The organism is Herbaspirillum sp. DW155, from assembly GCF_037076565.1.
Lineage (GTDB): Bacteria > Pseudomonadota > Gammaproteobacteria > Burkholderiales > Burkholderiaceae_D > Herbaspirillum.
In genome coordinates this window covers 1,247,654-1,259,841 of the sequence record NZ_AP029028.1, presented here as the reverse complement: position 1 = coordinate 1,259,841, position 12,188 = coordinate 1,247,654, and the positions used below count along the sequence as shown (strand labels likewise).

The 12,188-nt window shown below is 50.0% G+C and carries 9 protein-coding genes and 5 pseudogenes; 6 read left to right on the top strand and 8 right to left on the bottom strand.

Features of this window, described 5'->3' with window-relative positions:
- The first annotated feature begins 116 nt into the window (after positions 1 to 116).
- Positions 117 to 404, top strand: a complete 288-nt coding sequence (locus AACH55_RS05700) for a DUF4158 domain-containing protein (protein ID WP_338718453.1) — start codon at positions 117 to 119, stop codon at positions 402 to 404.
- A 19-nt stretch (positions 405 to 423) separates the two neighbouring features.
- Positions 424 to 675: a hypothetical protein gene (locus tag AACH55_RS05695; protein WP_338718452.1), complete on the top strand. Its 252-nt coding sequence runs from the start codon at positions 424 to 426 to the stop codon at positions 673 to 675.
- On the opposite strand, the gene AACH55_RS05690 is transcribed toward AACH55_RS05695, so the two are convergent.
- Positions 647 to 1,881 (bottom strand): IS3 family transposase gene (locus tag AACH55_RS05690; RefSeq protein ID WP_338715475.1). Its coding sequence is split into 2 segments (ribosomal slippage): positions 647 to 1,521 and positions 1,521 to 1,881, totalling 1,236 coding nucleotides; the frame shifts between segments, so codons are not numbered across the junction. The two genes, AACH55_RS05695 and AACH55_RS05690, sit on opposite strands and share 29 nt — an antisense overlap.
- 525 nt (positions 1,882 to 2,406) lie before the next feature.
- Here AACH55_RS05690 and AACH55_RS05685 point away from each other — a divergent pair.
- Positions 2,407 to 3,756 carry a hypothetical protein gene (locus AACH55_RS05685; protein WP_338718451.1) on the top strand — a complete coding sequence of 450 codons (1,350 nt, stop codon included), beginning with the start codon at positions 2,407 to 2,409 and terminating at the stop codon, positions 3,754 to 3,756.
- The gene (locus tag AACH55_RS05680) at positions 3,753 to 4,088 is read left to right on the top strand and encodes a hypothetical protein (protein ID WP_338718450.1); all 336 of its coding nucleotides are present in this window, start codon (positions 3,753 to 3,755) and stop codon (positions 4,086 to 4,088) included. Before AACH55_RS05685 ends, AACH55_RS05680 begins: the two co-directional genes overlap by 4 nt.
- Positions 4,089 to 4,133: 45 nt before the next feature.
- Here the strand turns inward: AACH55_RS05680 and AACH55_RS05675 are convergent.
- The 7 genes and pseudogenes from AACH55_RS05675 to AACH55_RS05645 all read right to left on the bottom strand — a co-directional run.
- A pseudogene (locus AACH55_RS05675) lies at positions 4,134 to 4,404 on the bottom strand (IS3 family transposase); the annotation flags it as partial.
- Positions 4,405 to 4,606: 202 nt separating this feature from the next.
- On the bottom strand, positions 4,607 to 5,449 hold the full coding sequence (locus AACH55_RS05670; RefSeq protein ID WP_338718449.1) for a hypothetical protein: 843 nt from the start codon (positions 5,447 to 5,449) through the stop codon (positions 4,607 to 4,609).
- A gap of 456 nt (positions 5,450 to 5,905) precedes the next feature.
- Positions 5,906 to 6,805 (bottom strand): plasmid partitioning protein RepB C-terminal domain-containing protein, encoded by a 900-nt coding sequence (locus tag AACH55_RS05665; protein ID WP_338718448.1) that lies wholly within the window; start codon positions 6,803 to 6,805, stop codon positions 5,906 to 5,908.
- Positions 6,802 to 7,719 carry a plasmid partitioning protein RepB C-terminal domain-containing protein gene (locus AACH55_RS05660; RefSeq protein WP_338718447.1) on the bottom strand — a complete coding sequence of 306 codons (918 nt, stop codon included), beginning with the start codon at positions 7,717 to 7,719 and terminating at the stop codon, positions 6,802 to 6,804. Before AACH55_RS05660 ends, AACH55_RS05665 begins: the two co-directional genes overlap by 4 nt.
- Positions 7,720 to 7,728: 9 nt before the next feature.
- Positions 7,729 to 8,880, bottom strand: a pseudogene (locus AACH55_RS05655) (recombinase family protein); the annotation flags it as partial.
- Between the two features lie 7 nt (positions 8,881 to 8,887).
- Positions 8,888 to 9,675, bottom strand: a pseudogene (locus AACH55_RS05650) (IS5 family transposase).
- Between the two features lie 59 nt (positions 9,676 to 9,734).
- A pseudogene (locus tag AACH55_RS05645) lies at positions 9,735 to 10,139 on the bottom strand (recombinase family protein); the annotation flags it as partial.
- A 1,155-nt stretch (positions 10,140 to 11,294) separates the two neighbouring features.
- Between AACH55_RS05645 and AACH55_RS05640 the strand changes: the two are divergent.
- Positions 11,295 to 11,516: pseudogene (locus tag AACH55_RS05640) on the top strand (IS3 family transposase); the annotation flags it as partial.
- A gap of 233 nt (positions 11,517 to 11,749) precedes the next feature.
- Positions 11,750 to 11,941, top strand: coding sequence for a hypothetical protein (locus tag AACH55_RS05635; protein ID WP_017455467.1), 192 nt, complete (start codon positions 11,750 to 11,752; stop codon positions 11,939 to 11,941).
- Positions 11,942 to 12,188 lie beyond the last annotated feature (247 nt).

Sequence of the window (12,188 nt, the reverse complement as noted above, 5' to 3'; positions counted from 1 at the left end):
GTTTATGCGGGTTTCAGCGGTGTGCGTTGCAACATTTCCTTTAAAATCAACCACTTGCTGTTTGCCATTTCATCCGCGTATGATGGTGCGCATTGTTTTACTCCGAGAGTCAAACAATGGACCACTGGCACGCTCCCTACCTCGGCTTGCGCCATATTCCGCCCGAACTCACCGAGTTTGAGCTGAACACGTTCTTCACATACTCGTCCAAAGAGCGCGCTCTCATTGAGGCGCGGCGTAACTCGCTCTACCGACTCGCCCTTGCCCTTCATCTTGGCTTCATCAGGATGACAGGCCGCACGCTTGATGCCTACAAGCAAGTTCCGAAGATTCTTTGGACCCACCTCGGCAATCAATTATCCATCGACCCTACATGGAGCATCTTTAAATGCGGCCAGCATTGATTATTTGTGCGGCGACGCAGTGAAAAGCGAAGGTTATCCAGGCTATGAAGAATTCCCACAAATTCCCGATATCAGCAGTAAAAATCCAAAGTACAAGGCGAAATTTGATATTTCATTCGACTGTATCAATGGTGAGTACTACTGCAATCAGGGGCAACAACGTTCAATCATCGCTCGCTATGCGATTTATCAACGCTTTGGTATTTGTAGTTGCCCCCGCAATTCAGGACACTCAGACATCGTTAAGTTACTGATGCTGCAGCCCGTCTGAACTCGCGAGGCGAGCGGTATTTCAGGGCCTTGTGCGGATGGCGCTCATTGTATTGCTCGAAGGCAGAGGCCAGATGCGTGAGCGCCGTAGGCACATCGGGCTTGTCCATGAAGGCGATGTAATCATGCTTCATCGTTTTTACGAACCGCTCCGCCATGCCGTTACTCTGTGGCGAGCGCACGGGCGTGGTCAAGGGCTCCAATCCCAGCTCGCGAGCGAAGCTGCGTGTGCGATGGTCGATGTAGGCCGAGCCGTTGTCGCTGAGCCATTCAATCACCTGTGGAGTCTGCGTGCTTCCAAACCTCTGCTCCACGGCGGCCAGCATCACGTCGCGCACGACATCCCCGCTATGCCCACCGGTAGTGGCCGCCCAGCTGATGGCTTCACGGTCACAACAATCCAGTGCAAACGTCACTCTCAATGCAGCCCCGTCATCACAACGGAATTCGAAGCCGTCCGAACACCAGCGCGCATTACTTTGCTTGACCGCTACGCGACCATCGTGGCGTCGATTGTCGCGTCTCACACCAGGTCGGCGCAGCAGCAACGCGTGCTCTCGCATGACGCGATAGACCCGCTTATGGTTCACGCACGCTTGCCCCAGAGATTCCCGGCTACGTCGCAGCAAAGCCCAGATGCGGCGATAGCCATAGCTCGGCAAGCTCGCGACATACAGCTCAATCTCTTCGAGCAAGCCGCTGTCGCCGACTTTGCGAGCACTACGGCCATCTCGCCATTCCGGGCTCCGGGCTCGTTTTACTGCCACTGCAGAGCGCGCCACACCGAGAACGTCACAGACCACTTTCATTGGTCGTCCTCCGGCAGCAAGGGCGAGCGCGCAATCAGGTTTTTTGACCGGCCCCATTCGACGGCCTCGCGCAGAATCTCGTTCTCCATGGTCTTCTTGCCCAACAGCCGCTGCAGTTCTTTGATTTCCTTGATGGCCGCGGCCAGCTCCGAGGCCGGGACTACCGTCTCGCCAGCCTTGACGGCGGTCAGACTGCCTTCCTGGTACTGCTTGCGCCAACCAAACACCTGGTTCGCGTTCACCCCGTGTCGCCTGGCAACGGCTGATACGGAAGCTCCAGGAGCCAAGGTCTCCTGGACGATGGCTATTTTTTCTTGGGGCGTGCGTCTTCTGCGACGCTCCGGCTCGGTCAGAATCTCGATGTGCTCCACGGTTTGCCTAGTCGTAAAACTGGTCATAAGACTATCCTCTATTTTAAGAGAGTCTTCGTGTCCTGAGATTCAAGGGGCTATTCCACCCGCCCACAAGTAACCGGTTTCGTCCATGATTTACTATTGAGATATATTCAAGGGTACTATCGATTCAGATGCACAGAAAAATACCGGGATGATGCGAGTGCATTTTTGGATTTTTTAGAAGAAGAAAGAGTGCATGCGGAGAATAGCGAGCGCGATAAACCAGAGTGAAAGAAGTTGTCAAGCAATGTAAGACTACAAGAACGGTTGGCTTGTTAAAAACATTCTTTCTTATCTCAGTTCCGACCTAGGGGAATACTCTATGGCATCGATTGATCTAACCTAATTCCAGGGACATAAAACTGCAGTCCAGCAGGTATTCATTGAAAATCTAGTTTGCTACCACCGCTGCTAGCGGGGGCGACACACGCCGTTCACTCCAACGTAGCATACTCAGATATTTACGCTGACCTTACATGAAGTAGCGTCATCCCAAATACGCTAGCGGAAAATTATCAAAAAAAAACGATGACAAAAATAATTATAAAAATTACTACGGCATTGGCTGCAGTTCTTATTGTGATGCTGGTTGGTGCTCTGCTCGGTTTCGTTATTGCCTATCTATGCCAAATTTTTTCCCCTGGCCTCACTGAAGCGATTCTTGAGTCTCTCCATGTAACCATCCCTCACCAAGGAAAAGCGGCAGTTTCCATTGCCTATGCAATTTTCTTTGGACCCGCGGCAGCTTTTTCATTTTCAATCGTGGCAATTGCATCTCTTCTTCTTCCTACGGCGATAGAGATGAGGCGTCAGATGCTAACGGCCACGAAGATAATTTCTCTCGCCCTAGTCATCACGATGGTGGGTACCGTTGCTTATGCATCGCTCTCAACTGGAAGGATTCTGGGACTTGAGATCATGATGCGGGTCATTACGTCGGGTGATTTGAAAGAGCAATTTCGTCTTGGCGTCTACATGGCCCACTCGGCCTTTGCCGGATTGTTTATAGGAATTCTTCTGGCCGTCGTCAACCTAATAAGATTCATGCGCACGAACAGAACACTTGACGATTACCTGCTTAATGGCGACTCTACGTTGGCAAAAGTAGTTTCACTGGCTTATCCGTTCAACGGACTTAAAACAGTTCTGATCACCGTGACCGTTATCACTCTTGGATGGCAATTGCTTTTGAGCACGGACGGTTCCTATCTACGGTTAATCATCTTCACATACGCCAGCCCCATGTGGGCGATTGCTGCAGGCTATCTTTATGAATTCGCTGTTACTAAGGCTGGGAGAAACTCTCCCTATATGAGTGAATTTTACGAAGAGATTTCCGATGACATTTATGTCCTTGTGGTCTTTTCTCTAAGTGTCCTCGTGTTCTACTGGCGTCTTCCAACTCCATACGCTTGGACTAACCTCGATCTTGGACTTTTGGCGCCCCCTTATTTCTTGTACGTTCTTTTGACCCTCTATCGATGTGGGAAAGCAAAAGTCGCTGGACATCGACTTTCACAGTCATTTGTAAATACCTTAATTGGAGGTATTGCCGTCATCTACTTCAGTGCTTTCTATGCTTTCTACCGCATTCAGACAGAAAAAATCTCTGCGATCGAGTCCTTGTGGTGGCAGACAACAATGTTCACTACTTCCGTCGCCACATTTATTGGGGCAAGGCTTCTTCTCTTTTATCTGAGAAAGGGAAGACTCGAAGGATCGCCTATTTGGCTAGAAGCCATTAGAACTGTGAAAATCTCTTCCGGCATCTACGAAAAGTTGGTTGCATCTACACCAGAGTGGAATATGCGCGTGGAGAAAGAGAACGCCCGCCTGAGAAAAGAAAAACGCGAACAAATAAAGAGGAAAAGAAAATGAAGAAAAACACGTACCCCAGCATACGGTTCTCGTTCCGGAGAGCAATGTCAGTTTTATCAGGTATAGCTGGGGTTGCTTCGTCTTTGCTTTGGCATCACTCATCTAGCAATCAACTGAAAGCTGCTGTGATAAGTCACGGGCTTTCGCTCAACCCTGATGCCCTCAGACAGAGCCTTTCAGCATATCCGGAGTTGATTCATCAGTCCTCGGCAACACTAGCGGAGACTATGAATGACCTGAACAATCTGGCCCTGATTCAAAATAATCTCGCTGCGGTCTTTGCTATGGCAGCCTCATTATGTGTTGCTGCTGCTCTTTTTACTGAGGGATAGATTCGACCAGAAGGAGACATTATGCTATTCAAATTTAGGATGGCTCATGCGCTCGGATGGAAGAGAGAAATCTGCTTCAATATCCAGGCCCGTCGATCACGTTGAACAGCCGGATGCTGCGGCCGTCCGCCAGTTGATCATGCATGAAGTTCCATTGAGCACACCTAGTTGAGTGCCGTCGGTTCGGATGGCGGCTCAGGTTGCTCGCGCACCAGCCACTTCTTCGGCTTGATGCACAGGTTCATTTCCAGCGCCCGGCAAATCCGGCAGACAAGCTTGTGGATCCAGCCGTAGACTTCACATTGCGCAGGTGAACCAAAAGTAAAGGGTGTTGGGATCGCTCCGCAAACTGCCGAAGCTCATTCGTCCCTGCGCCAAGCGTTTTCTCTAGGCATCCCGCAGCCAGCGCATGACCTTGGCCGCTGTAAACTCGGCACCGTTGGGGCAAATCTGCGAGCAAATCAACAGTCGCGTCAAAATAAAAAATCGATGGTCCCCACCCAAGTTTTTGCTGCTCCCTATCTTCGAGGTTGTCGGAGCCGCTTGTATGCATCGCCATCTCCAATTGCTCGAATCTCCTCAAGTTCTCTTTCCGCTCGTGACTCCCCGTATTTATGAGCGATTACAAGTGTTGGCGACTTAAAGCCCACACAGAGTCGTAAGAATCCGTCACTCAATTGTGTGTGACGAGCCAAATAGATGTTGGTCACCAATCCGTCGAAATAGAATCGCACATAAGATATGGATGAAGTCAGCTCACCCTCTGGCAACGTCTGGTTCTCCATTATTGGCGTACGGTTATGATGTTCCCCGCGAGTAAATATCTGATGAAACTGCAGCGGGTAGTCTTCTGGTTTTCCAGGCTTAGCTTCCACGACTCGCAACCTCAAGTCCTCTAAATCCTCCTCACTCAACTTAATATCGGAAAATTCCGCACGAGTAGAAGCTGCTGCGCGCCACAAAAGACTGAGAAAGAAAACCCGAAGTACATCTGGCGCCTCAATATCTAGCTCCCGTAAATGAAATTGATCTTCCCAAGAAATGACCTCGTCGGAACGAAGGCTATGCTCGTGGGATTCCCAGCCACTCCAAATAAGCCGTAATTTACGAAGCTCTTTAATCCCCGCTGAATCTATCTTTGCCAGGATATCTTCCCCGAGGCGAGTGGTTAGGTTCTGGTCGTACCAACTGCTGGAAACTTTTCGTCGCCCATGGCCATGGCCAGCTTCAAAAAACTTCTCGCCACTGAGTGAAAGCCGCGTTAAGGCCAAAGGAAGCAAATGAGACTTCACGTATACACCCGATGTCCGAGTCAGGCGGCAGACGCTATTTATCTTTTGCGCTGATTTTTTTGTGGACATCGGTTCGTTTCCTGTCTGGAAATACTAGCCTTTGATGAACAAGGCGGCGTCTACATGCTGCCCCTGATTGGAATGGCGCCTGAGGCCGCGATCCGAATAGCAGATGACTGTCAAGCGTTTGCCAGTAGATTCGTCCGCTAGCGGCCAGAAGCTGACATCGTCCGTTCCCCCAAAAGCGCCCGAACGGGCCTTTTATTCATCCAGATAGTCTCATCTGCAGACCGCGCCCGTATCCGTACCAACCTCTAGCAGTAACGCTTTCTTGGCCGAAGGTGCGTCGAGCGATTTGCCGATGGCCGTAGGATCGTTTAAAGGCATCCGAGCGGAATCAAGCGGGATTGCTATTAGAGTTGCCTTCTTCTATGCGCGCAGACGTCGAGGGTAAGTCTGATGCCGAAAGCGGCGACGGGCCCGCTATTTATACCCCTGTATATTCCGACTATCGCCCTGTATCGTCTACTCCTGACTGATACCACGACCATCTGCTGCTATAGCATCAAGTGTCGCGGTAACGCTGGAGAGCAAATCTGGATGATGCCGGTGAAGATGCAGACGGATATTTTCGTTGCGAAGAAGACGATTGATAAAACCTTTGGCCACGACAAGGGAAAGCATCGTGTCGCCAATCGTATCTTCTACAGCAAGACTGTCATGTTGCAGCCGTTCCATCTCGGCTTCCATACGAGTGATGTCCTCGGGCGAAATGTCCTTACCAACCTGGCTTTTCGCCTTTTCTATCAGCCCTTCTGGCCGCGTAGTCACGAGTATCATGTCCGCATAACTTTTCGCGAACTTATTTGCCGCTATCATCATTTCTGCAGCTTCGATTTGCCGTATGGGTTTCATTTTTCTGAGTACCCTGAAGACTTCAGGTGAGACTTGTCTATCCCTAAGAAGTCTGGCAGCTTCTGGTGCAATTCCATCGAGTAAATGTGCCTTCTCCCGTACTTTTTTGACGTCTATAGCCAAAACCCTTGCGATTCTTTCCTCGGAGGCACCCTTCGCTAGCGCGGCTCGAATCATCCGGTATTCCTGAACTGAGGCAATCCGATTTATTTGCTTGTTGTAAGTAAAGCTCTCGTCATCCAGCGCAACCATACAGCGGACGGTGCTTTGGCCAAGTGATTTCACCGCTTCCAGCCTGAGTCTTCCATCTAGAAGATCAAAATAGTCTGGCTGTCCTTGGGAAGGATGTACCGCTAGTGGTTCGATGATGCCAAGCTCTTTCACTGAACTTAAAATGCTTCTAAATTTAGGAGTCACAAGAACTTGCTTCTTAAGTGGCACCAACACCCGAATTTTTTTAACTTCCAAATCTAATATAGCGCGGTCGAAGCAGTGTCTGATATGGCTCATGGCAGCAGATCTCCTGGTAGACGCCTAGCAATGACTTCTGGAATGTCGTTTACCTGTTCAGCACGAAGAAGAGTTCGGAAGTGTTCGTCAGATAAAAAATGTCGTATTGCTGAAATGATGAGTAGAAGGCGTTCTTCTTGAACACGAGCCTTTTGAATGTTCAGTTGCTGCCTACGGACTTCGGTTTTATATATCCTCAGCAGCTTCTGTGGTGTCGGGCTATCTTGGTCTCTCTTGCGCTTGGGATACGCCGATTTTCCTAGCGCTTCTCGCTTACTGATTATTTTTCTAACGACAAGAAGCTCGTCACCTTTTAGCGTGCCTTCTTCATATGCATCCATCAGAGCCCTCTGCACGCCGTCGCTAGACGCACGCGAGATTTCGACGGCAAGCCAGACCGGTACTTGTGACTTTTCAACTGCGCGCAGAAGCCTTTGTTCGCCGTTATCGAGGAGATGGAGAATACTGCGAACATAGCTTGTCTCCAGATTTGTTTTGATGGCAATCTGCTCTGTACTGTATCCTTTTTGTCGTAGCACCAGAATGCCGCTGAGCAGTTCCTCGGTAGTGTGCCTTCGCCTAGCGATATTTTCGGTGAGTGAGATTAGGAAACGGTCTATTTCAGGTGCGGCCACGATGCAGCAAGGTATCTCGGTCTCGCCAAGGTGTCTCAGTGCCTCAAATCTGCCCTGCCCGCACAGGACTTCGTACCACTCACCTGTTGCGTCTTTTCCCCCTATAGCGACCGTAACAGGGCGTTTTAATCCTAGTACCGAAATGTTCTCAACAAGTCGAGAAAAAATGAGTGGATTTCTGCTGCGCGGATTCAAAATCCGGATGCGGTCGGCGGGGATAAGCGAAATGTGTTTGGACGCATCTAGATGCTCCGAAAGAAGCTCTCGAGGATTTGCCATATTTCTCTCTCAAAGCGCTATTCGGCGCGCTAAATAGGTGAGCATGGAGAGGTCATCGTAGCGGTATGCATCGAACCCATTTTCATTCGCCTCCCCAAGTTGGAGCTTTTGAGAAAAGAGGTCTATATGGGGAAGGAGATAATAGTCGCGGATCGCGCATGCATCTTCGCTCATCCGGACTGCAATAGTGATTTCAGCTCGTACTAAATTGTCGAATCTTAAGATCCATCTATTGACACCGTTAGTCAGACTGCGGCAACGGCATAGCACAAGGGCTGCACTAAACTCCTTGTTGATCCACAGTAGATCGGATTTCTGGTCTTGTTCAGCCGTTGCCCCGACCGCATTTATCGCGGCAATCGCCGCGGAGACGATTTTTGGATGAGCTTCCCGGAGCTTTTTGTTGATATCAAGATAGCGATAGTCCCGTCCAGGATCGTAACCAATGAGAGTATATGTTCTAATGAGACTACCGAAACGGCTGGCGAATGCGCTGCTAGACGGGCATCCAATTGATTCGTCAATGATTATTCCTGAGAGCCGTCCGTGTTCATGCAATAGTCGTTTCAGCGCATCCAGCATTTCATCATCAGTAAGCCGATAAGAGCGGGCCAAAATGATCTGACGTGCTGCATTGAAAATAAGGCGGTCTACAATAGCTGAAAAGGCACCCTCAGCGCGGGCCCAAGCAGCGGGTGGATTGTGAACACGCTCTAACTTGAGCTTGAATGATGTACGGTTCCAGACGTTATCTCCTACATATTTCTCATTAATCAAAATCTGATGAACCGTACCACGAGTCCATGATGTTCCGCGGTCTGTGAGCTTTCCCTGACCGTTGAGGTTGGCAGCAATTTCGGCCTCGCTCAAACCGTCTTCGACAAATGCGTTGTAAATCCATCGAACTATTTCTGTCTCTTCTTCCGGTCCTGGCACTAAGATCACCCGGTCTGTCTGAATAGATTTATGTTGACCGGCCTGCAGTATTCCTTTGTGGTTCCCAGTGTGATCAATCAGCATCCTTCTGAGGCCGTATCCGGCAGCACCGCCTTGACGAACACCGAGCTGGATCAGCCGTAGCTGCCCTGCATGAACCTTTACACTTAATTCGCGGCTGTACTCCCCTGCCATTGTTCGTTTGACATTCTTAATGATGCTAGAACCCATTTCATAAATAGCGCCGCATGAGGATGATGGAGAAAGCGAGATGAACGAAGCCTGTGTAATGATCGGCGCAACGCTCCCATCGGGTAAGTACACGCTTGAAGGCATTAAGCCAGGCAAACAGTCGTTCGATCTTCCATCGGCGCCGGTATCGGCGCAGCGCCCGGCCGTCTTGAGTGACCGCTCTTTTTCGATTGCTCTTGTGTGGTGCGATCAGTTCAATGCCTTTGGCAGCAAGTCTTTGATCGAGCGGATCACTATCGTAGGCGCGATCCCCAATAATTCGTTCGGGTCGTCCCACTGTGACAATCTCATCGAGGGTAGCCTCGACAAGGGTGACTTCATGTGGGCTAGCAGAAGACGTGTGCACGCCGAGTGGAAGACCAGTAGCGTCTGCAATAACCATGAGCTTCGTACCCTTGCCCCGCTTGGTCTTTCCGACCTTTGGGCCCCTTTTTTTGCCAACACAAACGTGCCGTCAATAAAGCATTCGGAAAGATTGATTTGGCCAACCTCTTCGAGGTGTTGCGCCAGTGCTTCGAGTATGTGCCGTAGCACGCCACTCTTGACCCAGCGCGAAAATCTTCGGAAGCATGTCGTGCCAGAGGGGAACCGATCTGGCAAATCACACCAGGCCGCACCGGTGCGTAGCACCCAGAGAATCCCGTTCATGACGGCGCGGTTGCTGTGCAATTCCGGGCGTCCACGCCCATCATCACGTCTAGGTGTTTCTGGTATCAGCGGCTCCAGAATCGCCCATTGTTCGTCTGTTAGTTCTTCTCTTCGTGCCATACGAAGAAGTTAACACGCACGATAAAAAGTTAACAGACCCTATTTATGAAATGAGTTCTAGAAACTGCACTGCCGTCATTTTCAAATTGTTCTGCACAATACAGAACTCGAACACCGGCTTGTTTACAACGAATCTCGTAGCTAGCACTCTCATCTGGATCCTGAAAACGCCCCCATCGGCTCACGTCGTAGACTAAAATAACTCCGAATTCAGCGAATCCAGACTCTACGTCAGTCAAAAGTGACTTTAACTGGTCACGACCTTCTAGTCGTAATCCACTTTTACCCGCATCCGTGTAGACCTTAGTAATTTCGAGATTTCGCGACAGAGCGAACGCTGTTATTACATCGAGTTGATTTTCGGTCGAATATTGCTGGTGCTCAGTGGACATGCGTACATACGCAGCAGCACGCTGCTGAGTTGATTTGTCCAGGGTGCGTTTTGCGGGCCTATTTGTAGACATCGCCTTCACCTCATCTGAAGCATCTGCGCTACGACCTAACCTCCTATGGCTTGGGATCAATATACTTTCGCTGAGGTGAAATATGTTGCGAGAAGCACGCAAAAAATTGCGGAATGAAACTCCCAAAAATTTAACAGCTCATGAGTATGCGATAGCGATCGAGGTCGCGCTCAAGCAAGAGATTGGAGCATCTCGGCATGCTGTGAAGACGCTTTGCAAGCTTACAAACGCAAGCGAGAGGACTGTGCAGAATTGGTTGGCCGGTGTGAGAGGGCCGAGCGCTGTGCATCTGATCTTGTTAGCGCAAAATTTTTCTTCCGTCCGATCTACGATCATGTTTCTTTCTGGACAGGAAGGACGATATTCCGTTGGATCAGAAATAATCGTTGACCTCCTATTCGAGGCCATCGCGCTCCTGACACAGCAGTAGAGTTTAGACTCTCACAAATGAGCCAGGTTTAAAGTGAACCCCTCGAGCTGGATAAGGGTTGAGCGAGAACTAAGCCGCTTTGCACTACCGGGCGTATCATATCAAAAACAAAAGGATCTTAATTGTCCAGACGGGACCTTACTTGTTTTCGGCGCTGGCGCAATTGCGTTGCTCTCCGACGAATGGTTCTCCAGCACCATTTCGGCCGAGATTTTCGTGGCGTTTCTGTTGAAGCAAGCTTTACCTTCGGATGTATAGTGGCGAGTTGCGAGGGGCATATGATGTCTGAAATCGGCCAATAGCTGCCATGCCAAATCAAAAGCCCCGGAAATTCCGGGGCTTTACTTTTCTGAACTGCTAAGAGGTTCATTCCACTGCGCTCAGGTGTCGTTCCCAACCAATTCCACAATGGCAGGTTCTTGACGTGCTGGAGCATCTTGCAGTTCGGCAATCCGCCTTTTTCTTTCCTTCAACGGTGGATGAGAGTCAAAGATACCATGCCCGTCCCTCTCATCGTCCGGAAGAAAATTCAAAGCCCGCATCATCATTTCTGGTGACGTAAGGTGCGCCCCATCCGCGTCGGCGACGTATTCACGACCTCTGCTATACGCTAAAAAAGGCCTGATGCAGAATGTGCTTAACAGCCCAAGCACTGACGATCGCCGTGGGTACTGGCCACTCCACCTTCATAAGTGCCCAAAGAAAAGCCTCGCGCTGTCCCAACCGGCAACTGCCACGACAATGCTGTGGCAGAAGAGAGCTTCTTCCAGCTCTTGAAACGTGAGCGCATTAAGCGCCGTATCTATGCTGACCGTAACGAAGCACGGTCGGATGTGTTCGATTACATCGAGATGTTCTACAACCCGAAACGTCGCCATTCCTATAGCGGCAACGTTTCTCCGGTACAGTTCGAACAGCAGTATTTCCACAGGCTGGAAAGTGTCTAGTGCAGCCGGGGCGATTCAGAATAGCATCCGGCTATATCTACCTGGCCGTTGTTTTGGACGCTTGCAGCCGCAAGGTAATCGGCTACGCTTTATCTAAGCGGATCCCTTTGAATTTCATCAAGTTCAGGCAATACCGCTGATAAACTTTTTGCGTAGTACGATGATGCTGTCTGTCGCGGGTGCCGAAAAGGGCACAAAATATTATGCGGCGCACTTGATACAGGAGAAGACAAATGGACATGCACGAAAATATCGACCTCTCCATTGCCCTACGGAAATTACACCGATTACAACTCGAGGAGGGCGATCTGGGAGCCGCCTATTGGCTGTCAATCGCGGACCTACTAAAAGCCTCAGGCGAATACCGCGACCGCGCAATTGCGGCGGAAAAAAAACTTCGGGAAATTCGTCTCATTTGCGGCTAAGCGAGAAAAATGATTACAAACACACACACCCAGAGAAGCGGCTCATAAGCGCCACTAGGAATTCAAACGCTTACTCGTAAAGACCTTGCTTAGATGAGTCTCAAAACCGTAGATCGCGGGTTCGGCTGCTGAGTTTCTGACCGATTAGCGACTCCAGACAATTAGTTGGCGAAACGACTGAGAGGCTGTTGCAAATTCAATTTCGGCTGTTAAATCTCCCGACTTGATGTTACCCACGATGTCTTCC